Origin of the sequence: Natrinema sp. CGMCC1.2065 (assembly GCF_051225675.1) — an archaeon.
Lineage (GTDB): Archaea > Halobacteriota > Halobacteria > Halobacteriales > Natrialbaceae > Natrinema > Natrinema thermotolerans.
On record NZ_JBPJSJ010000008.1, the window covers coordinates 83257 to 105976 of the forward strand.

Sequence of the window (22720 nt, forward strand, 5' to 3'; positions counted from 1 at the left end):
CATGCCAAGAGACACCGACGGACCGATCGACGGCCGGGACGACACCGGCTCGGACGGCCTCGCGCTCACCGCCGCGCAACTCCGCGAGACGTATCCCGACGCCCGCTACGGCGGACAGTGCCGCGAACGGTTCATACTGCCGGCCGAATCCGCCGATCACGTCCCCGCGAGGGAGGTACTGCCGCCCGACCTCGCCGCAAAGCTCGCCGTCGATCCCTGGCGCCATCAGGCCGACGCGCTCGCGGCGCTCGAGCGCGGCGAGAGCGTCTGTGTCACGACCTCGACGTCCTCGGGGAAGACCTACGTCTACGCGCTGGACATCGCGCGGCGGTTCCGGAAGGACCCGGACGTGCGTGCGCTGCTGGTCTACCCGACGAAGGCGCTCAGCCGCGATCAGGAGCGGGAACTCAACGACCTGTTCGACGACCTCGGGCTGGACGTCACGGTCGGCGTCTACGACGGCGACACCAAACAGCGGGAGAAGTCCCGCATCCGCGAGGAGGCGAACGTCGTCATCACGAACTTCGCGGGGCTGAACCAGTACCTCGAGGGCCACCACCGCTGGGCCGCGTTTCACGCGGACTGCGACCTGCTCGTCGTCGACGAAGCCCACGCGTGGACCGGGATCAGCGGGATGCACGCCGCCTGGATCCTTCGGCGGGCCCAGCGGGTGATCGAATGGTACGGCGGCGACCCCCAGTACGTCCTGACGAGCGCGACGATCGGCAACCCGGCCGACCACGCCGAGGCGCTGACGGGCGAGCCGGCGACGGTGATCGACGAGGACGGCTCCCCGAGCGGCCGCCGCCACCTCGTCTTCTGGGATCCGCCGGCCGACGACGCCAGCGAGGGCAGTGGCGACGGGAACGACGAGGGGGCCGCCCGGCGACCGAGCAAACGCCCCGCCACCGTCGAGGCCCCCGAGGTGTGGGCCCACTGCTGTTATCACGGCGTTCCCTCGCTGCTGTTCTGTGACTCGCGGAAGGGGACGGAACTCGCCGTCGGTCGCGCACAGGAGTTCCTCGAGACGCCGTCGCTTCCCTACAGCGGCATCGCCGATTTCGCCGCGTACAACGCCGGCCACGGCAAACGATCGCGGCGAGGTACCGAAAACCGCCTCAAGAGCGGTGACCTCGACGGCGTCGCGACGACCAGCGCGCTCGAGGTCGGCATCGACGTCGGCGGGATCGACGGCACCGTCCTGCTGGGGTATCCCGGCTCGAGACAGTCGTTCTGGCAGCGGATCGGCCGCTCGGGACGTGGCGAGCGCGAGGCCCTGTCCGTGTTCGTCCCGAGCCACTCGACGCTCGATCAGTACGTTCGCAATCACCCCGAATACCTGCTCGAGGAGGAACCGGAAAGCGCGGTCGTCGACCTCGAGAACAACCCGGTCTACCTGCAGCACCTGCGGTGTTCGGCCCAGGAGCTACCCCTGCGCCGCGCGGACGCGGCCCGGTTCGGCGGGCGCGATCGGCTCGAGCAGGCCGTCGAGTACGGCCGCCGGACGGGCGACTTCGAGGGCTCGCTCGCGGGTGGGATCACCTACGCCCACCGCGACCGGCCACAGGACGAGATCAGCCTCTACGCCTCGGGCGGGGATTCCTTCGAGGTCCGACTGGCCGGCGAGGGCTCGATCGACCATCAGCCGATCGGCCGCGCACGCGCGTACCGGGACTATCACGAAGGCGCGACGGTGCTATACCGTGGCGACCAGTACGAGGTGGTCGAACTCCGCGAGGACCGCCCCCGGCCGTACGTGGAACTCGAGGCAGCCGACCTCGACTACTACACCCAGTCCCAGCGCCGGACGACGATCTACGACACGGAGATTCGGGAATCCCGCGACGTTGGGGACTTCCGGCTCAACTGGGGGTACGGGACGGTCACGGTCCACCACGAGACGTTCTCGAAACGCGACCTCGAGTCGGGCGACGTCCGCGCGGTCGGCCTCGAGACCGGCGTTCCACCCCTGGAGATGCGCACCCAGCTGTGCTGGGCCGAAGTCCCCGCGGACGTGGAACGAGCGGTGACGGCCGCCCACAGCGACTATCACAACGATGAGTGCGAGGAGCTGCCCCCGCGGCTCCACGGCTACCTCGGGGGGATCCACGCCGTCGAACACGCGATGATCGCCGTGACCCCGCTCGAGTTGACCGTCGATGCGGCGGATCTCGGCGGGCTCGCGACCAACCGGCTCCCCGATGGGACCGACGCGAGCGGCTGGTTCATCTACGACGGGATCGAGGGCGGGCTGGGCTTTTCCCGGCGCATCTACGAGGAGTACGAGGCGGTCGCACGGCGGGCCCGCGATCTCTGGGTCGACTGCGACTGCGGTCGCGACGAGGGCTGTCCCGCCTGTCTCATGAGCGATCGCTGTGGGAACGACAACCGGCCCCTGTACGGCCCCGCCGCGCGGGACGTGTTCGAGGCGCTGCTGGACGAGGGCAGCGCCGACTACCGCTCCGACCTCGCGGACGAGGACCGCGACGAGCGCCGCCCGCCCGCGTCGATCTCGTAGCGGCTACTCCTCGGGCGCTAACTCGCTGGGGTCGAGTTCGCCCGCGAGGTAGCGTTCACCGGCGTCGGTAACCTCGTAGACACCGGGCATGTGCCGCTTCAGGAGGCCGTATTTGGCCAGTTCCCGGCACCGATAGGCGGCGAAGTTCGCCGGACAGATCCCTGCCTCGTCGAACTGGTTCGGTTCGAACACGTCTTCGGACTGCATGAACTCGAGGATCCGCTCGTCGGCGGGGTCCATCCACTCGGCGTCGGTTTCCGCCTCGTCCGGCTCGGTCTCCTCGTCGGCCGCGCCGGACGCGTCACTCTCGGTCTCGACCGACGGGTCGGCGTCGGCGTCGGGAGTTGCGTCGTCCATGTGCGTACGTGACGGTTCCAGTCCGGGAGTATGTTTGCGTATCGATCGACCGGATCGCGCCGTCCCACCGGTTCGGACGGGATCGGCCCCGCCGGTCCGTCCGCATCGGCGACGGGATCGACGGACCGCAGGCTACGACCCGCGCCCGTCGGGCACGCCGTAATCGACGTGGACGTTCGGGGTCGCCGCCGGTTCCCGGCCCGTGATCCCGCGATCGACGAACGTGACGTCGGTCAGGTCGCCGGAGAACCGAACCGTCACCGTCTCGGACTCGACGGTCCCTTCGACGCTCGTGCCGGAGCGGACGGTCACGTCCGCCGTTCCGGATTCGGCGGCCAGTTCGATCCCGCCGTCGACGGTGATCTCGAAACTCGAGGGGGTTCCCTGCCCGATGATCGTCAGCGTGTTCGGATGACCGACTGCGCCGGCGTCCGACGGCGTTCGCGTCGCCGCGATCGTCGCGGCCGGTTCGGTTTCGGCCGGCAGCCGCGTTCCCTCGTCCGTCTCGGTGGGACGTCCCTCTTGGTCGACCGTCGCGTTCTGGCGTGTCATCTAGTGAACGCAGTCGAGGATGGACGCATAAACCTTCCCACTGAACTAACGGTAAGCAAAGACGAAATATAACCGCTCGAGCCGGAAACGAGCGGCGTTTTGTGATCGGGCGCGTCGGTGTGGCTACCGGAACGGGACGCCGTCGGCGGTCGGCGCATCGGGGTGAACGTGCAGGGGGAACGACTGTGATACCAGCCGCCGTACTCGAGAGGGATGGACTCGAAACGACCCGACGTTCGACTCGACGACGCGCCCGACGAAGAAGGACGCGTTACCGCACGGAAACACGAGGGATCGTCCGGTTCACTCGTCGACAGACTCCGCCGATTCTTCGGCCGGTGACGACACCGGCCGTCACTCCGTGTTCTCGAGCAGTCCGAGTTCGTCCGCGACCAGGTCCGCGATCCGATCGGCGATTTCCGGGTCGACTTCCGCGACGGCATCGCCGTCGTGAAGTTGGTCGTTGTGTCGTTCGATCGCGTCGGCCACGTCCGAGAGCGGGACGCGGGAGGTCGTCTCGCAGTCGGGACAGACGATGGGAACGCGGGGGGTCTCGTCCGAATCGTTCGCGGTCGTCATTTCCCGGGTGTCTCGCGTCGACCGTCAAAACCTAATTGGTTCCGGCGGCCGACTATAACCCGTCACTCGGGACCGACTGCGTCGCGAGGCCGCCACCCCGAAACGACAGGCGTCGGGATCGGGTAGTCGACCGTCATGGAATACCATACCATATCGGCCGTTCGACGGATTCTACCGGCGATTTTCGCGTCGTTCCCGACGCGTTGGCCAGCAGAATTATTGTGGTTCGAACCAATCGTCCGATAGACGGGGGTACGACAGTCTGTCGGTGGGGCCACCCACTCGATCGTCACCCCGTCGTCACACAACGGAGCTCCATGGTTCCCGGCTACATCCGGTAGCCGTTCCCTGTCTTTCGTCTCCTCGGGTTCGAAAGCGACGCATCCCGGTAACCGCCCGCCTTAACCGCGACGGCGAGCGAGGACGGCAACGGACAGCGCGACGAGCGCACTGACGACGCCGAAGCCGGGCATCCTGTCATTGCTCTCGGCATCCCCGTTGTCGTCACCAGTTTCGCCGTCCGATGCCGGGTCGGACCCGTTCGGTGGATCGCTCGAGTTGTCGGGGTCGAACCGCTCGTCGGCGGGGGCGTCGAGTTGCAGGACGACGACCACCTGGCCGTGGGTCGAGTTCTCGGCCGCGTTGTATGTCCAGCCGCCGCCCGCCTCTTCGTAGGACTCCGCGGCGGCGACCGGGTCGATATCGGTGTCCCAGCCGTCGCCCGCCGGTTCCTGTTGGATATAGCCGGCGACGTCGATTCGGTCGGCGTATTCGCCGCTGATCTCGGCTTCGCCGTAGGTGAGGGTCGCGTCTTCGGGGTTCCCGTGGAACTCGAGGCAGTGGGAGTCCATATAGCCGTCGCCCTGTGCGACGTCCGGACTGGTTCCGAACTGATCGCCGTCGAGCGGGAACTCGTAGTGGTCGTCCATGGGGAACTGGACGGTCATCGGATCGGCGTCGGAGTGCCACGTCGTCGCGCCGCCGGTCGGGACGGTCACGGACGTGTTCGGCACCGACTCGCCGATGACCGGCTCGCCGTTTTCGTTGACCAGCGAGACGCAGACTTTCCCGGAGCCGTCCCCGAGATAGGGGCTCCGGTACTCGTCGCGCGGGTTCTCGTAACTGACCCAGCTGCCGTCGTCGGCCGCCGCCTCGAAGTAGGGATCTCCCTTCTCGGGTGCGGGGTCGACGTATGCCGCCTCCGAAACGGTCCCGTTGTCGTCCGGATCGGCCTGCGCGGCGACCGCCCCGGAACCCGCCGCGACGAGGCTGCCGATCACGGCCAATCCGAGCCCGAGCGCGAGGAGCGTTTGCCACCGCTTCGGGCCGTCCGTACCGCGTGCGTCGGCCATGGTTATGCACCCCTCTCCGGCTCGATTCTCCGGGCGTCGAGCGGGCGATCGATCAGCGTCGACGACTGTCGTTTACTTCTATATGTCATCGACCTGCCGTACCGGATCGGCTATCCTATATATGAGCCGCGTACTCGAGCGGTAGCAGGTCGTTACGAGGCGTAGGCGGTCGTTTGAATGATCGGTGGCCGTCGAAACCGACACCTACTGCTGGCTCCGACACCCGAGCCGGACGGCCACGACTTTGCTGGCGAGACGACGGCCGGTCCGTCGCCTTCGATTGCCGGTACGATCGATAGAAGTCATAGATTAGCCAATATTTGGTGATCATATAGGATATTATTTTGATCGTTTTTGAATGGTTAGACTTAACACCCATCATTTGGCACTGCGTGGTATGGCAGGAAACGACAGTGACTTCGAGCGGATCCTGACGAAAAAAGACCTCTTCGTCCTCGCGTTCGGCGCGATGATCGGCTGGGGATGGATCATCCAGACCGGGTTCTGGATCGACGAAGCGGGTGTGGCCGGGTCGGTACTCGGCTTCGTCGTGGGCGCGGTCATGGTATGCGTCGTCGGACTGATCTACGGTGAACTCACGTCCGCGATGCCGTTCGTCGGCGGCGAACACGTGTACAGTTTCCGGGCGCTCGGCCCGCTCTGGTCGTTCGTGTGTACGTGGTCGCTCGTCCTCGGCTACGTCGGCGTCGTCGTCTTCGAGGTCGTGGCGCTGCCGTCCGCAATGGCGTTTATCGTGCCCGGGTTCAACGTCCTCGAACTCTGGACGGTCGCCGGCGAACCGGTGTACGCGTCCTGGATCCTCGTCGGCGGGATCGGCGCGATCGTGATGACGGGGCTCAACTACCGCGGCGTGAAACCCGCGGCACAGTTCCAGACGCTGCTAACGCTCGTCATCGCCCTCGCGGGCGTCATGCTCGTCATTGGGTCCCTGTTCAACGGACAGACCCAGCCGAACCCGCCGCTGTCGGACGTCGGGACGGCAGGCGTCGCCACGGTCGCGATCATGACGCCGTTCATGTTCGTCGGCTTCGACGTCATTCCCCAATCCGCCGAGGAAGCGGACGTCCCGCCCCGTGTCATCGGGCTTCTCATTCCGGCGGCGGTCTCGCTGGCCGCGCTGTTCTACGTCGGCGTGATCTGGGCGTCCGGGCAGGCCATGCCCGGCGTCGAACTCGTCGAGAGCCCGCTGCCGGCTGCCGCGGCCATGGAAACGATCTTCAGCAGTCAGTTGATCGGCCGCATCATGGCACTGGCCGGCATCGCGGGTATCCTCACGAGCTGGAACTCCTTCCTGCTGGGGGCCAGTCGCGCCGTCTTCGCGCTCGCCGATTCGGGGATGATCCCGCGACGGATCAACGCGCTCCACCCCGAGTACAACACGCCCTCGACGGCGATCGTCCTCATCGGCGGACTCTCGATCTTCGCGCCGCTGTTCGGCGAACAGATGCTGGTCTGGATCGTCAACGCGAGCGGGCTCGGCCTCGTCGTCGCCTGGTTCCTCGTCGTCGTCTCGTTCCTCGTTCTCCGCTACCGAGAGCCCGGCCTGAACCGCCCGCTGAAGCTCCCGTTCGGATACGCGTTCGGGGCCGCGGGGCTGGTCCTGACGCTCGGCTTCATCGGCCTCTATCTCCCGGGCGGGCCGTCGGCGCTCGTCTGGCCCTACGAGTGGGCGATCGTCCTCTGCTGGACGCTGCTCGGCGTGGTGCTGTATGGAATCACCTCGACGGACTCGGAGATCGAACTGGCCGATCTGGAGCCGAGCGAACTCGAGTGAGTGCTGCGACAGTCCGTCGGGAGTCAGTCCTCGTCCGCGGTCGACTCGACTAACGTCTCGAGTTCGAAGTCGTTCAGCGGATGCGGTTCGTCCTTGACCGTTTCGACCACGAACTGCGAACTCGTGCGAACGACCTCGTCGATCGCCTCGTAATCGCTGATGAGACGGTTGACCATCTCCCGGTCCGCCAGATGTGCGATGACGATGAAATCGGTGTCCCCCATCGTGAAATACACCTGATTGGCCCCTTCGATGGCGGCGAGTTGCTCCCCGACGTCCTCGTGATACTGTTCGTCGTACTCCGCGATGACTTCCGTGACGACCGTGATCTCCAGTCCCAACGCCTCGAGGTTGACGTCCAACAGGTCGTTGGTCACGACGCCGTCCTCCTTGAGTTTCGTGAGCCGGTAGTGGACGGTCGATTTCGGGATATCGGTGTACTCCGAGATCTCGTCGGGGCTTCCCGTTCCGAGTTCCGCGACGGCCTGTAGAATGCGAACGTTTCGCTCGTCCATGTCACGGATATTCGTCCACTCCGATAAACAACATTCGAATATCGGGTCCGTCACCGGACGAAAATCGGATGGCGTTCGATGGCTCGGCCCGGCGCAGAGTCCGATCGCTCCGACGGCGTCGCGGAGGCGGGGCCAGATCTGTGTATTGAGTTCTAGATACTATAGTTTATTAGGACCCAGTCTAGAAGTATGTAGTATGTCCGAACAAGAGCCCAGGAGAGCGGCCAATCGCGAATCGAACGCGGCCGTCGTTTCGGCCTACGAAGACCACATGATGCCGATCTGGAAGTCGCTCGATGTCCCCGTCAAACGGGCCTCGGGCTGTACGCTCGAGGACGTCGAGGGCAACGAGTATCTGGACGTCTTCGCGGGGATCGCGGTGACGAACGTCGGCCACGGGAACGAGGCCGTCGTCGACGCCGCCAAAGACCAGCTCGAGGAGTTCGTCCACGGCTGTTCGTACGTTCATCCCAACGAGCCGGTCGCCGATCTCGCAGAGCGGATCGCCGACGTAACGCCGGGCGATCTCGAGAAGACGTTCTTCTGTAACTCCGGGACGGAGGCCGTCGAGGGCGCGGTCAAGCTCGCGCGGAAGTACACCGGATCGAAGGAGGTCATTTCCCTCGAGATGGGCTTTCACGGCCGGACGCTTGGTAGTCTGGCACTGACGGGCAACAAGTCCTACAAGCAGGGGATGGCCCCGACGCTCAACGACGTCGCCCACACCGCGCCGCCCTACGGCTACCGGTGTCCACGCTGTGAGGGCGGGGAGTGTAACTCGGGGTGTGCCGACGAACTCGAGCGCGTGATCGGCTCGCATACGAGCGGCGACCTCGCGGCGATCGTCGTCGAGCCGGTCATGGGCGAAGCTGGGATCGTCGTGCCGCCGGAGGGCTGGCTCGAGCGGGTCCAAGAGATCGCTCACGACCACGGCGCGTTGCTGATCGCCGACGAGGTCCAGACCGGCTACGGTCGGACCGGCGAACTGTTCGCGAGCAGCCACTTCGACGTCGAACCCGATATCCTGACCCAGGCCAAGGGGATCGCGAACGGGCTGCCGCTCGGGGCCTTTACCGCCACCGCGGAGATCGCGGACGCCTTCGAGTCCGGCGACCACCTCTCGACGTTCGGCGGGAATCCGGTCGCCTGTGCGGCCGCGCTGGCGACGATCGACGAACTGCAGGACGGGATCGTCGACGACGCCCGCGAGCAGGGCCAGTGGCTCGCCGACGAACTCGGCGCGCTCGAGGACGAGTACGACGTCGTCGGTCAGACCCGCGGGCTCGGGCTGATGTGGGGCGTCGAACTCGTCGATCCGGAAACGACGGGACCACAGAACGTGTCGCCGGCCCCGGACAGCGACCTCGCGGCCGCCGTCAGCGACTACCTCCGCGACGAATCGAACGTCGTGATGGGGGTCGGCGGCTACTACAAGAACGTCATGCGGTTCCAGCCGCCGCTGACCATCTCGCGCGACCAGTTGCAGTACGCCGTCGACGAACTCCGTGCCGCGCTCGAGACGGCCGCCTGAGCCGACGGCGTCGACCGAAAGGAACGGGGGCGTGCCCGGGTGGCTGTAGAGTTGGCACGAGGGGTGAGTGACACGCCGATTGATCGTCGGGAACGGGACGACTTAGCCGTGTATAAGTGACCAATACAGCACTATAGACGGTCAGTAATGAGTACGGATCACACACGTCCGCCACGCCATCGCCGGCCCGCCGCTTTTGGGTCGGGTAGCGATAGCTCGAGCCATGAGCGACGGACCCAGCCGCGACCGGGCACAGGACAGCGCGGAACGACGGAAAGCCGAGCGGGCCGACAACACGGAGTCGATCCTCGAGGCCGTCGAACGCGATCTCGGGGAGCTGGAGTATCCGGTCACCAGCGAGGAGTTGGCGACGGAGTACGCCGACGAGCCGATCGACATGCCAAACGAGACGGAGTCGCTGGGGAGCGTCTTCGACCGGCTGGCGGGCGAGCAGTTCGACTCCCCCGAAGCGGTCCGGGAGGCGGCCTACGGCGAGATCACCGGCGAGGCCGGCGGCCCGAACGAAGCCAACCCCGAACGCGACCTCCGAGAACTCGACGAGGGGAAGGGGGACTCGCTGACCGAGAGCGGCGGGGACGACCACTGACCCGACGGCGGGATCGTGCCCCGTCGCGGGCCGATCGACGGACCGCCGCGCCGTCGGTCGGATCATGAGAGATAGTAGCCGCTGAAAGGATGGACACGCCGACCGCGATACGGTCGTGCGATCAGGGTGTCCACTGACGGTCAGTGGCTGCGATAGCAGAACGGATTTACGTTCGCGTCGCCTGTTTTCGCGTATGGATTACGAATCGAGCCTCGACCGCGCGATGGAGGACGTCCCCGATATCGGGGGCGACGAACAGCGACTGCAGATCCCCGATCCCGAGCCACAGAAAGACGGTGCGTTCACCCGCGTCACGAACCTCGACGAGATCGCGGACGTCCTCTCGCGGGACACCGAACACGTCCACCGGTTCATCCAGCGCGAACTCGGTACCAGCGGCAAGCTCGACGACGGCCGAGGCCGGTACAACGGCACCTTCTCCCAGCAGGACTTCGATGCGGCCATCGACGCCTACGTCGACGAGTACGTCCTCTGTTCGGAGTGTGGCCTGCCGGACACCCGCCTCGTCCGCGAGGACCGCACGCCGATGCTGCGCTGTGACGCCTGTGGTGCCTTCCGGCCGGTGACCAAGCGCTCGACGGCCAGCCAGCAGCAACAACAACAGGAGGCAGTCGAGGAGGGCAAGACCTACACCGTCGAGATCACCGGCACCGGCCGCAAGGGCGACGGCGTCGCGGAGAAAGGCGAGTACACCATCTTCGTCCCCGGTGCCGAGGAGGGCGACGTGGTCGATATCTACATCAAGAACATCTCCGGGAACCTCGCGTTCGCTCGGCTCGACTGAGTACCCCTTTTTCGCCGCACTCGCGGTTTCGACGACACGACCCAGCGTGACGATAGTCAGCGGGCCGACTCGGGGACCGCCTCCGGCAGACAGACGACCTTTTCGCGGCCGACCCGGTAGCGGGCGATCACGCCTTCGTCCTCGAGTTCGGTCAGGAGGCGGCTGAGCGACGCCGCCGACCAGCCGTACCGGTCGGCGAATCGGTGCTGTTTGATCCGACCGCCGTGTTCGACCAGCACCGCCCTGACGTATTCGGCGGGCGTGAGACCGTACGCGACGAGGTCGCCCCTGCTGGTCGGCCCATCGTCGGGGTCGACGATCCCGGTCGCACTGAACGCGTCGGTACAGGCTCGAACGGTCCGGCCCACGGCCGTCGTGATCTGGGATCGGATCGGCACATGTCGTTGGGACATCGTACGTCCGACTGGCCGCGACGGTTTCAAAGGGGTATGCACAAAACCATCCAAAAGGTCGTGACCCATCACCGACGGACCGCGAAATTAAAGTCAGATTGTGCTAGTCACACCACTGTGGGAGTATCGTTCGACCTCTTCGGGACCTTGGTAGACGCCGACAGACCGACCGACCCGGCCGCCGCGGTCGCGGCCGAACTCGAGAAGCGGGACGTTCGAGTGCCCGACGACTGGGCCGACGCCTACGCGGAGCCACACATCGATGCACCCGAGGGTGCGGAGATCCCGTTACCGGCCCACGTCTCGCGGGCGCTTGCAAGCCGCGGCGTCGACTACGAGGGGAACGCGGCCAGACGGGCCGTCGTCGCGGCGTTCGATCCGGACGTCGAGACCAGACCCGGCGCACGCGAGGCGGTCGCGGCCGCCCGCGAGCGCGGTCCCGTCGCGATCTGTTCGAACTGCAGCGTCCCGGAACTCGTCGGTCGCACGCTCGTCCGCTCGGCGTTCGACCGCGACGATTTCGACGCCGTCGTCTCGAGCGTGGGCTGTGGCTGGCGCAAGCCAGCCCCCGAGATCTTCGAGTTGACCGCCGACGAACTGGGCGTCGCGCCTGCCGACCTCGTCCACGTCGGCGACGACCCCGGCACCGACGGCGGGGTCGAGGCCGTCGGCGGCATGGCGTTGCTCCTCGAGGAAGTGTCGCTCGCGGACGTTCCCGACCGGCTGGCCACGGTGTCGGCCGACGAACACAGCAGTAATGACTGAACGCTGCCCCGCTCCGACTAGCATGGAGGCGACGCCGGTGTGCTGACGACGCTTGCGGTCCTCGGGCTGGCGTTCAGCCTCGACCTGCTGATCGGGGAGCCGCCGACGGCCGTCCACCCGGTGGCCTGGTTCGGCCGACTCGTCGACGTCGCGGACCGGAACTGGGCCGGCAGCGAGCGGGGACAGCGGCTGGTCGGAGTCGCCGTCGCCGTCCTCACACCGCTGGTCCCCGCCGCCGTCGCGGGCGGTCTCGTCCTCGTGGCGACGCCGCTGCATCCGATGGCCGGTCCCGTCACCGCCGCGCTCGTCCTCTTTCTGACGACCAGCCTGCGCTCGCTGCTCGAGCTGACCCGGGACGTGGTGGCGGCGACCGACGGGGACCCTGATCGAGCCCGCGAGCGGGTCCGCGGGCTGGTGGGCCGGGACACGTCCACCCTCTCGCCGGCGGGGCTCCGTAGCGCGGCCGTCGAGAGCGCGGCCGAGAACCTCGCCGACGGGCTGGTCGCGACGCTGGTCCCCTTCGCCGTCCTCGCGCCGGTGTCGCTGCCGGCCGCCGCGGCGGCCGCCGCGTGGGTCAAGGGCATCAACACGCTCGACTCGATGCTTGGCTATCCCTCGAAGCCGATCGGGACCGCGAGCGCCCGACTGGACGATCTCGTCATGTTCCTTCCCGCACGTCTCGCGGCCGTCTCGATCGCCGTCGCCGCGGTCGACCCGCTCTCGCTCGCCCGCGCTCGAGCGTGGGCGCAAACTCCGCCGTCGCCCAACTCCGGCTGGCCGATGGCGACGCTAGCCTGTGCGCTCGGCGTTCGCCTCGAGAAGGTCGGTGTCTACGACCTCAACCCCGACGCCGACCTCCCGACGCTGGCCGAGGGCGAGCGGGCCGTCGCCGTCGTCGGCCGCGCGGCCGTCGTCGCGATCGCCGTCGCGGTCGCGCTGGCGGCCATCGTCACGACTGTGCTGACACCGTTTGCCCCCGGACTCGAGCCGCTGCGAGCGATACTGACGACCGGCGACGCCGCCCCGGCGGAGGTGGTCCGATGGGCCTGATCGGTCGTTGGATCGGTGCCCTCCGTGGCGGGCTGGGCTTTCTGACCCGGTTGCCGGTCGGCTACCGCGACGGGGACTGGACGGCCTTCCGGACGACGCCGGCGGCGTTCCCGGTCGTCGGCCTCGTGGCCGGAACGCTCGCGGCGCTGCCGCTGCTTGCCGTTGGGACGCTCGCGGCACCGACCGTCGCGGTGGGGTATCTGCTCTCGGTCTACGCCGTGACGGGGATCCATCACCTCGACGGGATCGCGGACCTGGGCGACGCGCTGGTCGTCCACGGCGATGCCGAGCGCCGCCGCGAGGTGCTGAAGGACACGACGACTGGCGTGGGCGCGCTGCTCGCGGTCGCGATCACCGTCGCTGTACTGGCGCTCGGCGGTCTCGGGCTGGCCGGACTGTCGGTCCCCGCGGCGGTCGGCGTCGCGATCGGTGCGGAGATCGGCACGAAACTCGGGATGGCCGCGATGGCCTGTTTCGGCCGTGCCGCGTACGAGGGGATGGGCAAGGGGTTCACTGACGCCGCCGCGCCGGGATCGTTCCTGCTTCCCCTCACGATCGCCGTCGCAGCGGCCGCCGGCGTCGGCACTGCGCTCGCCCGGCCGCTCCCCGTCGCGGTCGCGCTGGCCGGTGCCGTCGCCGGCCTCGCGCTCCCGTGGTACTGGGCCGATCGCCACCTCGGCGGCATCAACGGCGATATCTTCGGCGCGGCCAACGAGATCGGCCGCGTCGCCGGCGTCCATCTGGGGGTGATCGCGTGGACGCTGTCGTGATGTGTGGCGGGAAGGGGACCCGCCTCGAGAGCCCCCACGAGAAGCCCCTGCACCCGATCGCCGGGACTCCCATGATCGATCGCGTCCTGTCGGCGCTTAGCGGGAGCCGGATAGAGACCGTCTACGCCGCCGTCTCGCCGAACGCACCCGAAACCCGGGCACACCTCGAGAACCGCGATGGCATCCGGACGATCGAGACGGCCGGCGACGGCTACGTGGCTGATTTGATGACCGTCCTCGATCGACCCGCCCTCGAGGCGCCGATCCTGACCGTCGCCGCCGATCTGCCGCTGCTCGAGCCACCGGTCCTCGACCGGGTCCTCGCGGCCCACGGCGACGACTGCGGTTCGCGGACCGTCTGCGTCCCCGCGGCGCTCAAGCGCCGGCTGGGCGTCAGCATCGACTCGCGGCTCGAGCCCGAGGACCACCTCTCGCCGACCGGCGTCAACGTGGTCGGCGCGACCGACGATTCACCATCCATGACCGACATCCACTACGATCCACGACTCGCAGTGAACGTGAACCGACGCGAAGACGCACGGCTCGCGGCCGGCCGGCTGCGGACCCGGGACGGAGAGGGTCGCTGACCATGCGTGTGGTCCTCCCCGCCGGAACGACCGAGACTGCCCTGATCGACGGCATCAGCGCCGCCGGGGCCGCCCCGGAGCTGATGGAACACACGCCCTCCGCGGACGTCGAGATCCTCGCGTACGGGGAACCCGTCATGTCGCCGGTGACGCCGGTGAGCCCGAACGGCTGTCCGACGCCCGCGGCCGTGACCCGCGCCGTTCGCGAGGTCATCGACTTCGACGTCGCGGTCGTCGACGCGGGGCTCACCCAGTCGACGGCCGCGCCGACGGTCGATCTGGGCGTCGAACCCGGGACCGACGTACGTGAGGCCGTCGCCGTGCCGTCGGCGGACGCGGTCTTCGACCGCGCCTACGACTACGGCGTGAGCCTCCCCGACGACGAACTGCTGATCGGCGAGACGGTCCCCGGCGGCACGACGACCGCGCTCGGCGTCCTCACCGCGCTCGGCGAGCCGACCGCCGTCTCATCGTCGCTGCCGGAGAATCCGATCGAGCGCAAGCGCCGCGTCGTCGACGAGGCACTGGCCGCGAGCGACCTCGAGCCCGGCGACTGCGAGGGCCGCCCGCTCGCGGCGATCGAAGCGGTCGGGGACCCCGTCCAGCCGACGGTGGCCGGGATCGCCGCCGGCGCGCTCGAGGCCGGCACCGCGGTGACGCTGGCCGGCGGCACGCAGATGATCGCCGTCGCCGCCGTCCTGCGTCACGCCGGGATCGACGCCCCGCTATCGATCGCGACCACGTCGTTCGTGGCCGACGAGCAGGGCGACCGGCTCGAGGCGGCCTGTGAGCAGGTCGGGTGCGATCTCACCGTCACCGATCCCGGCTTCGACGGACGCGACCACGTCGCGATGGAACGCTACTGCGCCGGCGAGGCCAAGGAGGGCGTCGCCATGGGCGGCGCGCTCTCGCTGGTCCCCGACGATGAGATGGCTGCGGTCAGGGACCGGCTCGAGGCGGTCTGTGCCCGGCTCGGAATCGACGGGTCGGGTGAAGAGCGTCAAGCGACGGAGGAGCCCCGTGGAGCCTGACGCGATCCGACGCGGGGAGCGGGTCCCTCACGGCGGCGAGACCGACCGGGACCTGCTCGACTTCTCGGCCAACACCAACCCGCGGACTCCCGACGGGGTCGCGGACGTCTACACGGCCGCGCTCGAGGACTCCAGACGCTATCCGGACGACGACTATCCCGAGTTCCGGGCCGCCGCGGCCGAATTCGTCGGCTGTGCCCCCGAGCGGGTGATCCCGTCCCCCGGCGGGCTCGCCGCGATCCGGCTGGCCATGGAGTCCGTCCTCGAGTCGGGCGACGAGGCGCTGGTGCCGTACCCGAGCTTCGGCGAGTACGCCCGGGAGATCCGGCTGCAGGGGGCCACGCCGCGGTTCGTCCGCTACGACGACCTGCTCGACCTCGGACCGACCACCCTCGAGCCGTGCGCGCTGGCGGTCGTCTGTACGCCGAACAACCCGACCGGCGACGCCGTCGACCCGGACGCGCTCGAGGCGTTCGCGGCCCGCTGTGCCGACGCGAACACGACGCTGCTCGTCGACGAGGCGTTCCTCGGCTTCACCGACCGGCCGTCGATGGGTCGGCTGGACCGCGCAAACGTCGTCGTCGCCCGCTCGCTCACCAAGCTCTTCGGCCTGCCGGGGCTACGAGCCGGGTTCGCCGTGGCGAGCGGGGACCGACGCGACGCGCTCGAGACCGCCCGCCGATCGTGGTCGCTCGGCACGCCGGCGGCTCGCGTCGGGACGCATTGCCTTCGACAGGACGACTTCGTCCGAGACACGCGCGAGCGGGTCGCGGACGAGCGTGATCGGCTTCGTGAGGCCCTCGAGACTCGGTTCGACGTCCACCCCTCGGAGGCCCCGTACCTGCTGTGTGATGTCGGCGACCGCGACGTGGCGACGGTGATCGCCGACGCGCGGGCCGCCGGCGTCGCCGTCCGGGACGCGACGACGTTCCGTGGGCTGGATTCACACGTCCGCGTCGCCGTCAAGGACCGCGCGGCGAACGACCAACTGCTCTCCGCGCTGGGCGTTCGCGACGCCGACGAGGGCGGCGACGACTGACGATGTCCGACCCCGACCCGGCCTACGGCGCGATCCGACGCGACGGCGTCCTCCGCGTGGGGCGGCCGGCCACCGAGTGGCTCTCGACCGGGCCGAACGGCGGGCGTCAAACGGCCGATCACGCCTACAACATCTCGGTGCCCGAGGGCTGGGAACGGACGGATCTGGCCGCCTACGTCGGGGAACGCCTCGAGCGAGCGGGCTTTGACCCGGCGGGTACGATGCGCCGCGGGCCGGCTCTGCTGACCGGCGTCGATATCGACGACGCGCGCGGCGCGTGCCGCGGGCCGGTCACGGTCTACGCGACTGCCGGGATCTCGAACCCAGCCGCGTTACCGATCGAGCGGTCACGCGAGGCGGCGGACCGAACCGACGGGGGCGATGCAGACCCCCTCGCACCCGACGAGGCGGCCCAGGGACAGGGTCGGGGGACCGTCAACGTCGTCGTCGGTACGACCCGGTCGCTCGCGCCGGGCGCGCTCGAGAACCTGATCGCCGTCGCCGCGGAGGCCAAGGCCGCGACCTTGCTAGCAGAAACCGGGTTTCCGGGGACTACGACCGACGCGATCGTCGTCGGCCACGACCCCGAAGGCCGGCCGGCCGAGTTCTCCGGCAGCGGGACCGAGGTCGGCGCCGCGACCCGCGCCTGCGTTCGAGACGCCGTTCGGGCGTCGCTCCGGGCCCACTACGCCGACCGCGACGCGGACGCCCCGGACTCGGTCATCGACGCCACCTACGGCGTCTCCACCGACGGCCGTGCCGCGGTCTTTCGGCCCCCGCTCGAGTGACCTCTCGAGCGACGGTCATCGACGGTTCGGCGACGGCTACAGAACGCCGACGTACTGCAGGCCCGCGATCAGCACGATCGCGACGACTAAGACGAGTTTGAACAGCCAGGGCGGAACGTCCTTCCGGATTCGGAGGGCCCAGTCCATGCAGGAAAATGTGATTCTAGTCACAACAATCTTCGGTCGGGTTCCGAGCGCGAACCCACGACGTCGGTTCGCCACACCGCGGCGGTTCCAACCCGACAGTTAACCCGTCTCGAGCCCAACCGTCGGCCGATGGACGATCCGTCAGGGACCGACGACCAACCGGGCGAGGACGACCCGAGGGCCATCCGGTCGATCGCGCTGTCGCCGGAGGACGCCGTCGATGCCTACGTCTACGGCCGGGAGAACCCCGGTGACGCCGTCCTCCGAGTCACGCCGCCGTTCCACGGCCGGATGCGGGCCCGAATTCACGTCTACCGCCGCGACGACGCCGAACTGACCGGTGCAGTACACCTCTCGCCGGCCGCCGTCATCGCCGACGACGTCGTCGCCGACTACCCAGACCTCGAGTCGGCGCTCGCCGACGCGGACGCCGACCCCGACTCCGACGCGGCCGAGCGGATCCGAAAGCGACACGCCGAGTCGGTCGCGGCGTGGCGAGAGCGCGCCCGCGAGGCGATCGTCGAGACGGTCGCCCTCGAGACCGACGAGGGGTCGCGGCGGGTCGAGATCAAGACGGTGGGGTGACGCGGCGCGACCGCGTCCGCCGACCGGTCCGACTCGAGGCGCGGCCTTCGGCCTCGAGCGTCGCTCCGTCCCGCACTTTCACTTCCACTCCGGACGGATCGGTTTGATGAACAGTCGGTCTCACTGTACGGTATGCAACTGACACTCGAGCGGACCGACGACCGAACCGAGCGCAGCGAGGCCGACACCGCCGTCACTGCGGCCGCGGACCCGGCCGGCCGGCAGCGACGGCGCATCGACGTCACCGACCGCCGCGCGGCGGGCCTCGAGGAGTTCGTCCGGACGAACGTCGACACCGACGCCGTCTCGCTCGAACACCGCGGCGGTCGGACCTACCTGCTGCTCGAGGACTGACCTCGGGGAGTCGCGACCCGCGTCGCTCGAGCGGCCGCTGTCGCCCCGTATAAATAGTCTCGGCGTGACCGGAAGAAGACTCCTTAGAGGCGCTGCAGGCGGACCTCGTCGTCGGAAATCGACTCGACGTGGTCGTCGTCGAGCGGGTAGGTGTCCTCGTCGCGGTCGCCCCAACCGAGTTTCGATTTGATCGTGTCGGTCATTCCCGGATCGGGGTCGATGTGGGCGGTCCCGCCGCTGACGGACTGGACGATCCCGATCTCGTCGCCGTTGGCGTTGACGACCCGTTTTCCCTCGTCGTCGTCGGTGAAGTGTGCGGACATGCACGTTCCCCTCCGCCGGGGGGAAGGGTATAGACTGGCCCTGCATCTGCCCGGCGGTCGCGGCGAACTCGCCGGCGGTGGATTCTCGGCCGGGAACTGCGCTCGAGTCCGCAGTTCCGGCCCGGGAGCGCTGACCCCGGGCCTCGCCGAGTCGATCGACCCGACCCGCTCCGCAATGGAACCGGTACGACTAATCGGCAGGAACCGACACCGCCGGTAATGAAACTCGCGCGGATCGCGACCGACGACGGACCGGTATCGGGACGGTACGAGGACGGCGTCGTTCACGCCGACGACGGGGTCTACGAGGTGGGGACGGACGCCGACTTCCTGCCGCCCTGCGAGCCCTCGGCGCTGTACTGTATCGGCCGAAACTTCGCGGCGACCATCGACCAGATGGAGTACGAACGCCCCGAGGAACCGGACTTCTTCATCAAGCCGCCGGCGTCGCTGGTCGGCCACCGGGATCCGGTTCCCTATCCGTCGTTCAGCGACGAGGTGACCTACGCCGGCGAACTCGCGGCCGTCATTGACGAACCCTGCCGGAACCTCTCCGAGGACGAGGTCCCCGAAGTCGTCCGGGGCTACACGATCATGAACGATGTGGACGCGCTCGATCAGGGTGGGCGCACACCCAGGAAGGCCTTCGACGCCTCTGGCCCGCTGGGCCCGTGGATCGAAACCGCCGTCGACCCGACCGGGATCGACATGTACACCGACGTGGCCGGCGAGCGCCGCCAGGAGGCCAACACCGAACTGATGCTGTTCGATCCCGACGAGATCATCGCGTATCTCTCCCAACGGGTCACCTTCCGGCCCGGCGACGTGGTCTCGTTCGGCAGTCCGGCCAACCCCGGCCTCGTCGACCCCGGCGACACCGTCGAGATTACCTACGAGGGCGTCGGCACGCTCCGGAATACCGTCGTGAACTCGAGCGAGCGCGAGACCCTGCCGCTCGAGGGAGAGTCCGTTCGAGCATAGTTCGTCGCGCGAACGCACCGGCCGGTCCTACGACCGTCTCCCCGAACCCCTATCATCGAAGGGCAAACACGGATGCCTCAAGCGCCCCTAATTGGACCGATGTCGATGGACGAATTCGACCTAGAGGAACTGCTCGAGACAGGCGGGTCACAACTGAAGACGAGTCTCCCCGGCGTGGTCGTGACGACGAAACTCACCGATGCGGATGCGGACGAACTGGAAGCGGTTCACCGCCGGCAACTGGAGTTCGCACTCGAACACGCCGAAGAAGCGAAGGAAGCGACTCGAATGTGATTACGGGCGTCGGGTCCGAAAAAGTCGCGTTCTAGAGTGACACTCCGCAGCGCCGAACGGCGTGCGTGACGGGACGTGACCGGTCGACCGCCGCTCGACGAGAGACCGAACCGCCGGGTAGAAAGGCACTTCACGGCGACCGCCCACCGACGACACGTGAGCGCCGACACCCGACGCGTCGAGGTCTACCCCGGCCGCGAGGTCGTCGTCGAGTTCGACCCCGAACTCACCTTCGAGTGCGTCGACGACTGCACGTGGTGCTGTCACCATGGCGTGTTGCTGTACGATCGGGACCTCCTCGAGTTGGCCCAGCGGGCGAACCTCTCGGAGACGACGACCGACTTCCGCGGCGAGAAGTTCGTCACCCGCGAGCCCAAAGAGCGCGACGACCACGTCGCCGAGGACGGCCACGCCTGTGCCTTCCTGCGCGAGGACGGCCTCTGTACGCTCCATCTCGAGGAGGACTGGAAACCCACCCGGTGTTCGGTCTTTCCACTCGCCGTCCGGCTCGAGGACGGTGACCTCCACGTCGACATTCGGGACTCGGCCCACGACCACTGCGAGGGACTGAACGTCAGCGAGCGGTCGGTCATCGACAACCTCGATGCGTTCCTCCCGGAAGTGCTGTGGGACCTCGAGAACCCCGACTCGGACCGGGAACTGTAGCGGTGCCCCCACCGAACCTCCCGTAAATGGCAAACGGCCGTCAGCTATTTTCCCGTGACAGATAAATAGATGAACAGTATCGTGGGGGGAGATACCACGACTCTCCAAGCGTTTAAAGGGCTGCCGCACGTAGTTAAACTGTGACAGAAGACTCCGGGCGGCGGAACCTCCGTATGCCCAACAGCGACGAAGTATTCGCCGTCGTAACCGAACACCTCGGTGGCAATCACGTCCAACTGCGGTGTGAAGACGGCAAGGAACGGCTCGGCCGCATCCCCGGGCGCATGAAATACCGCACCTGGATCGAGCCAGACGACATCGTCGTCGCCGAGCCGTGGGACTGGCAGGACGAGAAGGCCACGATCGAGTGGCGCTACACCGGCCAGGACGCGGATCAACTGCGTCGCGAAGGCCACATCGATTGAACCACGCGACCGGGTCCGACAACTACTAGCTTTCTCTCGAGACGACGACCTACCTAGCAACAGCTCCTCCTCGAGCCGTGAAAAATCGGACGACGAGGCCGACTGTGTTAACAGAAGTACACCCAGTAGGTGTGGCCGTCCGAACAGGTAACCGTCGTGTGGTCGCCAAACGCCGCGACCGACTGCCGTATCTTCACATCGACCTCCTCACGTGGAAGGGAGACCGTCGCGCTCTCCCCGCAGTGCGGACAGGTGACCGCTTTCGTCGCGATTGCTTGCATTGTCGTTCCCCGTGGTATAGTATGGCACGAGGGAGCATAACTGTTCGTCGCGGTCCGATCGCTCGCGGTCGACGCGTGTCGCGGCGAAACTGATCTACCGGACGGCGAACGCCGTTACGTTCGACCGTCGGTCCGTGCCTCGACGCGCATTTCGACGTACCGATCCGCCCACGTCCGGACGTGCCGCCGGATGGACTCGCGGACGGTCGAGATGAGTCCGTCCGTCGGGGCGTGATCGACGTGATCGGCGTCGTCCTCGAGTGCGGACTGCTCGCCCGGCTTCCGTGGCCCTTCTGGAAAACTCATCGTGCTAGTACGTACCGTAGTTAGTGTGATAAAGATTGAGGATATTTCCGCCACGCGGGAGCCCACGAGCGCGCTCCACTGTCTTCAGCCGCACTTGCCGCCATATGAACGGGTCACATGGACGGGACAGACGAAAATACTCTTGTTTCGGACCTCCGATAGCAGCGTTCACGCCTCAATGACCGATACGTCAACGTCGCCGAGCATCCAAAAGACGCTCCTCAAGTACCAACACGTGTTCGTGTTTCTCGCGCCGCTTTTGTTCGTCGTCGGCGTCTACTTTGTCGCACCGACCCCGGCGGATGCCGGGACTGGCTACTGGCTCGAGTACTGGTGGCTGTTCGTCGCATTTCTCATCGGCGCGACCATCGTCAACACCGTCGGGATCAGCGGCTCCGCGCTGTTCGTTCCCTTCCTCATCTTCGTCTTCCCGCTGGTCGCGTATCCGCTCGAGCCGAACACACTGGTGAAGATCGGCCTCATCAGCGAGTCCTTTGGCCTCTCGAGTTCCGCGCTGGCGTTTATCCAGTACGGGCTGGTCGATCGACGGCTCGGGACGGCGCTGATCCTCGGTGGCGTTCCGTTCGTCGTCGCCGGAGCCCTGCTGTCGTTCGTCATCCCGGAACCGCTGTTTCACGCCCTGCTCGGGGTCGCGCTCCTGGCCGCGGCGTACCTCCTGCTCAAGGCGAACCTCAGTCACGAGGAGCCCGGCGGTGGCGGCGGCGACGAGGCGGTGGCGGCCGACGGTGGCGCCGCCGAGTTGCCAAACGACGCGAACAAGCTCGGTCCCGCGGGGGTCGAAACGAACGACGCGGGGACCGTGACGCGGGTCGACCGCGACGGCAACGACTACCGCTACTCCCGGAGCGGCTACCTCGAGCGGTTCGCCAACTACAGCGTCGGCGGCGTCTTTCAGGGCCTCGCCGGGTTCGGAATCGGTGAACTGGGCATTATCTCGATGCTCCGGACCGACGTTCCCGTTCGCGTCGCGATCGGGACCAACCACATCGTCGTCGCAACGACGGCCGTGTTGGCCTCGCTCGTTCACGTCTTCGGCGGCGGGCTCGTGCCCGGCGGACACACGATGGACCTCGCCTCGACGCCGTGGAATATGGTCGTCTGGACGGTTCCCGCGACGACGCTGGGCGGACAGATCGCCCCCTACGTCTCGGCGGCGCTCGATACGAGTACCATCAAGAAAGGCGTCGGCGGCCTGTTCGCGATCATCGCCGTCGCGCTGTTCCTGATGGCCTCCGGCGGGATCTGAGCGGGACGTTCGCTACTCACATTGAGATCGGTTCCAC

At 67.6% G+C, this 22720-nt stretch carries 28 protein-coding genes; 19 read left to right on the forward strand and 9 right to left on the reverse strand.

Translation table 11 applies throughout. The features are described 5' to 3' along the window. Nucleotide 1 precedes the first annotated feature (1 nt). Nucleotides 2-2518 carry a DEAD/DEAH box helicase gene (locus ACSBP4_RS10330; RefSeq protein WP_435552153.1) on the forward strand — a complete coding sequence of 839 codons (2517 nt, stop codon included), beginning with the start codon at nt 2-4 and terminating at the stop codon, nt 2516-2518. Between the two features lie 3 nt (nt 2519-2521). Here ACSBP4_RS10330 and ACSBP4_RS10335 read toward each other — a convergent pair whose 3' ends face one another. The 4 genes from ACSBP4_RS10335 to ACSBP4_RS10350 form a co-directional block, all read right to left on the reverse strand. After that, nucleotides 2522-2875 (reverse strand): hypothetical protein, encoded by a 354-nt coding sequence (locus tag ACSBP4_RS10335; protein ID WP_049966231.1) that lies wholly within the window; start codon nt 2873-2875, stop codon nt 2522-2524. Nucleotides 2876-3007: 132 nt separating this feature from the next. Continuing rightward, the gene (locus ACSBP4_RS10340) at nt 3008-3427 is read right to left on the reverse strand and encodes a hypothetical protein (protein WP_049966230.1); all 420 of its coding nucleotides are present in this window, start codon (nt 3425-3427) and stop codon (nt 3008-3010) included. 354 nt (nt 3428-3781) lie between these two features. Beyond that, on the reverse strand, nt 3782-4006 hold the full coding sequence (locus tag ACSBP4_RS10345) for a hypothetical protein (protein ID WP_006649500.1): 225 nt from the start codon (nt 4004-4006) through the stop codon (nt 3782-3784). A gap of 401 nt (nt 4007-4407) precedes the next feature. After that, nucleotides 4408-5358, reverse strand: a complete 951-nt coding sequence (locus ACSBP4_RS10350) for a PGF-CTERM sorting domain-containing protein (protein WP_435552154.1) — start codon at nt 5356-5358, stop codon at nt 4408-4410. A gap of 397 nt (nt 5359-5755) precedes the next feature. On the opposite strand from ACSBP4_RS10350, the gene ACSBP4_RS10355 reads away from it, so the two are divergent. Continuing rightward, nucleotides 5756-7153: an APC family permease gene (locus ACSBP4_RS10355; RefSeq protein WP_049966228.1), complete on the forward strand. Its 1398-nt coding sequence runs from the start codon at nt 5756-5758 to the stop codon at nt 7151-7153. Nucleotides 7154-7176: 23 nt separating this feature from the next. On the opposite strand, the gene ACSBP4_RS10360 is transcribed toward ACSBP4_RS10355, so the two are convergent. Then, nucleotides 7177-7668 carry an Lrp/AsnC family transcriptional regulator gene (locus ACSBP4_RS10360; RefSeq protein ID WP_006179786.1) on the reverse strand — a complete coding sequence of 164 codons (492 nt, stop codon included), beginning with the start codon at nt 7666-7668 and terminating at the stop codon, nt 7177-7179. 196 nt (nt 7669-7864) lie between these two features. On the opposite strand from ACSBP4_RS10360, the gene ACSBP4_RS10365 reads away from it, so the two are divergent. The 3 genes from ACSBP4_RS10365 to ACSBP4_RS10375 all read left to right on the forward strand — a co-directional run bounded on the left by ACSBP4_RS10365 (nt 7865) and on the right by ACSBP4_RS10375 (nt 10611). Further along, a complete protein-coding gene (locus tag ACSBP4_RS10365; protein ID WP_435552155.1) occupies nt 7865-9199 on the forward strand; it encodes an aspartate aminotransferase family protein in 1335 nt (444 codons plus the stop codon). A gap of 223 nt (nt 9200-9422) precedes the next feature. Continuing rightward, nucleotides 9423-9806: a DUF5789 family protein gene (locus ACSBP4_RS10370; protein ID WP_049966226.1), complete on the forward strand. Its 384-nt coding sequence runs from the start codon at nt 9423-9425 to the stop codon at nt 9804-9806. A gap of 193 nt (nt 9807-9999) precedes the next feature. Continuing rightward, the gene (locus ACSBP4_RS10375; protein ID WP_006179789.1) at nt 10000-10611 is read left to right on the forward strand and encodes a translation initiation factor IF-2 subunit beta; all 612 of its coding nucleotides are present in this window, start codon (nt 10000-10002) and stop codon (nt 10609-10611) included. Between the two features lie 56 nt (nt 10612-10667). On the opposite strand, the gene ACSBP4_RS10380 is transcribed toward ACSBP4_RS10375, so the two are convergent. Next, nucleotides 10668-11024, reverse strand: coding sequence for a helix-turn-helix transcriptional regulator (locus ACSBP4_RS10380; RefSeq protein WP_435552156.1), 357 nt, complete (start codon nt 11022-11024; stop codon nt 10668-10670). A gap of 117 nt (nt 11025-11141) precedes the next feature. On the opposite strand from ACSBP4_RS10380, the gene ACSBP4_RS10385 reads away from it, so the two are divergent. The 9 genes from ACSBP4_RS10385 (at nt 11142) to ACSBP4_RS10425 (ending at nt 18140) form a co-directional block, all read left to right on the forward strand. After that, entirely contained in the window at nt 11142-11789 is a 648-nt protein-coding gene (locus ACSBP4_RS10385; RefSeq protein ID WP_435552157.1) for an HAD family hydrolase, read from the forward strand. 39 nt (nt 11790-11828) lie between these two features. Next, the gene (cbiB, locus tag ACSBP4_RS10390) at nt 11829-12839 is read left to right on the forward strand and encodes an adenosylcobinamide-phosphate synthase CbiB (protein WP_435552158.1); all 1011 of its coding nucleotides are present in this window, start codon (nt 11829-11831) and stop codon (nt 12837-12839) included. Next, complete coding sequence (gene cobS / locus ACSBP4_RS10395) at nt 12830-13609, forward strand: adenosylcobinamide-GDP ribazoletransferase (RefSeq protein WP_006649510.1); 780 nt, start codon at nt 12830-12832, stop codon at nt 13607-13609. The genes cbiB and cobS overlap by 10 nt, the downstream gene beginning before the upstream one ends. After that, complete coding sequence (locus tag ACSBP4_RS10400) at nt 13609-14196, forward strand: NTP transferase domain-containing protein (RefSeq protein ID WP_435552202.1); 588 nt, start codon at nt 13609-13611, stop codon at nt 14194-14196. The genes cobS and ACSBP4_RS10400 overlap by 1 nt, the downstream gene beginning before the upstream one ends. Before the next feature lie 2 nt (nt 14197-14198). Further along, a complete protein-coding gene (gene cobT / locus ACSBP4_RS10405) occupies nt 14199-15227 on the forward strand; it encodes a nicotinate mononucleotide-dependent phosphoribosyltransferase CobT (RefSeq protein WP_435552159.1) in 1029 nt (342 codons plus the stop codon). Next, nucleotides 15217-16266 (forward strand): threonine-phosphate decarboxylase CobD, encoded by a 1050-nt coding sequence (gene cobD / locus ACSBP4_RS10410; RefSeq protein WP_435552160.1) that lies wholly within the window; start codon nt 15217-15219, stop codon nt 16264-16266. The genes cobT and cobD overlap by 11 nt, the downstream gene beginning before the upstream one ends. A gap of 2 nt (nt 16267-16268) precedes the next feature. Then, complete coding sequence (locus ACSBP4_RS10415) at nt 16269-17054, forward strand: adenosylcobinamide amidohydrolase (RefSeq protein ID WP_049966219.1); 786 nt, start codon at nt 16269-16271, stop codon at nt 17052-17054. Between the two features lie 276 nt (nt 17055-17330). Continuing rightward, entirely contained in the window at nt 17331-17786 is a 456-nt protein-coding gene (locus tag ACSBP4_RS10420) for a hypothetical protein (RefSeq protein ID WP_435552161.1), read from the forward strand. Nucleotides 17787-17918: 132 nt separating this feature from the next. After that, nucleotides 17919-18140: a hypothetical protein gene (locus tag ACSBP4_RS10425; protein ID WP_435552162.1), complete on the forward strand. Its 222-nt coding sequence runs from the start codon at nt 17919-17921 to the stop codon at nt 18138-18140. Between the two features lie 83 nt (nt 18141-18223). On the opposite strand, the gene ACSBP4_RS10430 is transcribed toward ACSBP4_RS10425, so the two are convergent. Then, nucleotides 18224-18463, reverse strand: coding sequence for a hypothetical protein (locus ACSBP4_RS10430; RefSeq protein WP_006179801.1), 240 nt, complete (start codon nt 18461-18463; stop codon nt 18224-18226). A gap of 219 nt (nt 18464-18682) precedes the next feature. Between ACSBP4_RS10430 and ACSBP4_RS10435 the strand changes: the two genes are divergently transcribed. The 4 genes from ACSBP4_RS10435 to ACSBP4_RS10450 all read left to right on the forward strand — a co-directional run bounded on the left by ACSBP4_RS10435 (nt 18683) and on the right by ACSBP4_RS10450 (nt 20829). Further along, complete coding sequence (locus ACSBP4_RS10435; protein ID WP_049966215.1) at nt 18683-19444, forward strand: fumarylacetoacetate hydrolase family protein; 762 nt, start codon at nt 18683-18685, stop codon at nt 19442-19444. Between the two features lie 99 nt (nt 19445-19543). Next, nucleotides 19544-19738 (forward strand): hypothetical protein, encoded by a 195-nt coding sequence (locus ACSBP4_RS10440; protein WP_435552163.1) that lies wholly within the window; start codon nt 19544-19546, stop codon nt 19736-19738. Nucleotides 19739-19894: 156 nt separating this feature from the next. Then, nucleotides 19895-20404, forward strand: coding sequence for a YkgJ family cysteine cluster protein (locus tag ACSBP4_RS10445; RefSeq protein WP_049966213.1), 510 nt, complete (start codon nt 19895-19897; stop codon nt 20402-20404). 140 nt (nt 20405-20544) lie between these two features. Then, on the forward strand, nt 20545-20829 hold the full coding sequence (locus tag ACSBP4_RS10450) for a translation initiation factor eIF-1A (protein ID WP_084158299.1): 285 nt from the start codon (nt 20545-20547) through the stop codon (nt 20827-20829). A gap of 107 nt (nt 20830-20936) precedes the next feature. Here ACSBP4_RS10450 and ACSBP4_RS10455 read toward each other — a convergent pair whose 3' ends face one another. Next, a complete protein-coding gene (locus ACSBP4_RS10455; RefSeq protein ID WP_162834897.1) occupies nt 20937-21110 on the reverse strand; it encodes a hypothetical protein in 174 nt (57 codons plus the stop codon). A 114-nt stretch (nt 21111-21224) separates the two neighbouring features. Continuing rightward, nucleotides 21225-21416, reverse strand: coding sequence for a hypothetical protein (locus ACSBP4_RS10460; RefSeq protein ID WP_006649522.1), 192 nt, complete (start codon nt 21414-21416; stop codon nt 21225-21227). Between the two features lie 178 nt (nt 21417-21594). On the opposite strand from ACSBP4_RS10460, the gene ACSBP4_RS10465 reads away from it, so the two are divergent. Beyond that, the gene (locus ACSBP4_RS10465; protein ID WP_049966212.1) at nt 21595-22683 is read left to right on the forward strand and encodes a sulfite exporter TauE/SafE family protein; all 1089 of its coding nucleotides are present in this window, start codon (nt 21595-21597) and stop codon (nt 22681-22683) included. Nucleotides 22684-22720 lie beyond the last annotated feature (37 nt).

Bases quoted from the DNA above. Each gene is read 5' to 3' on its own strand.
- ACSBP4_RS10350 (WP_435552154.1), bottom strand. From the start codon at position 5,358: ATGGCCGACGCACGCGGTACGGACGGCCCGAAGCGGTGGCAAACGCTC.
- ACSBP4_RS10380 (WP_435552156.1), bottom strand. From the start codon at position 11,024: ATGTCCCAACGACATGTGCCGATCCGATCCCAGATCACGACGGCCGTG.
- ACSBP4_RS10420 (WP_435552161.1), top strand. From the start codon at position 17,331: ATGGACGATCCGTCAGGGACCGACGACCAACCGGGCGAGGACGACCCG.
- ACSBP4_RS10400 (WP_435552202.1), top strand. From the start codon at position 13,609: ATGTGTGGCGGGAAGGGGACCCGCCTCGAGAGCCCCCACGAGAAGCCC.
- ACSBP4_RS10460 (WP_006649522.1), bottom strand. From the start codon at position 21,416: ATGAGTTTTCCAGAAGGGCCACGGAAGCCGGGCGAGCAGTCCGCACTC.
- ACSBP4_RS10355 (WP_049966228.1), top strand. From the start codon at position 5,756: ATGGCAGGAAACGACAGTGACTTCGAGCGGATCCTGACGAAAAAAGAC.
- ACSBP4_RS10365 (WP_435552155.1), top strand. From the start codon at position 7,865: ATGTCCGAACAAGAGCCCAGGAGAGCGGCCAATCGCGAATCGAACGCG.
- ACSBP4_RS10430 (WP_006179801.1), bottom strand. From the start codon at position 18,463: ATGTCCGCACACTTCACCGACGACGACGAGGGAAAACGGGTCGTCAAC.
- ACSBP4_RS10335 (WP_049966231.1), bottom strand. From the start codon at position 2,875: ATGGACGACGCAACTCCCGACGCCGACGCCGACCCGTCGGTCGAGACC.
- ACSBP4_RS10425 (WP_435552162.1), top strand. From the start codon at position 17,919: ATGCAACTGACACTCGAGCGGACCGACGACCGAACCGAGCGCAGCGAG.
- ACSBP4_RS10360 (WP_006179786.1), bottom strand. From the start codon at position 7,668: ATGGACGAGCGAAACGTTCGCATTCTACAGGCCGTCGCGGAACTCGGA.
- ACSBP4_RS10375 (WP_006179789.1), top strand. From the start codon at position 10,000: ATGGATTACGAATCGAGCCTCGACCGCGCGATGGAGGACGTCCCCGAT.
- cobS (WP_006649510.1), top strand. From the start codon at position 12,830: ATGGGCCTGATCGGTCGTTGGATCGGTGCCCTCCGTGGCGGGCTGGGC.
- ACSBP4_RS10440 (WP_435552163.1), top strand. From the start codon at position 19,544: ATGTCGATGGACGAATTCGACCTAGAGGAACTGCTCGAGACAGGCGGG.
- ACSBP4_RS10415 (WP_049966219.1), top strand. From the start codon at position 16,269: ATGTCCGACCCCGACCCGGCCTACGGCGCGATCCGACGCGACGGCGTC.
- ACSBP4_RS10455 (WP_162834897.1), bottom strand. From the start codon at position 21,110: ATGCAAGCAATCGCGACGAAAGCGGTCACCTGTCCGCACTGCGGGGAG.
- ACSBP4_RS10465 (WP_049966212.1), top strand. From the start codon at position 21,595: ATGACCGATACGTCAACGTCGCCGAGCATCCAAAAGACGCTCCTCAAG.
- ACSBP4_RS10435 (WP_049966215.1), top strand. From the start codon at position 18,683: ATGAAACTCGCGCGGATCGCGACCGACGACGGACCGGTATCGGGACGG.
- cobT (WP_435552159.1), top strand. From the start codon at position 14,199: ATGCGTGTGGTCCTCCCCGCCGGAACGACCGAGACTGCCCTGATCGAC.
- ACSBP4_RS10330 (WP_435552153.1), top strand. From the start codon at position 2: ATGCCAAGAGACACCGACGGACCGATCGACGGCCGGGACGACACCGGC.
- ACSBP4_RS10345 (WP_006649500.1), bottom strand. From the start codon at position 4,006: ATGACGACCGCGAACGATTCGGACGAGACCCCCCGCGTTCCCATCGTC.
- ACSBP4_RS10370 (WP_049966226.1), top strand. From the start codon at position 9,423: ATGAGCGACGGACCCAGCCGCGACCGGGCACAGGACAGCGCGGAACGA.
- ACSBP4_RS10340 (WP_049966230.1), bottom strand. From the start codon at position 3,427: ATGACACGCCAGAACGCGACGGTCGACCAAGAGGGACGTCCCACCGAG.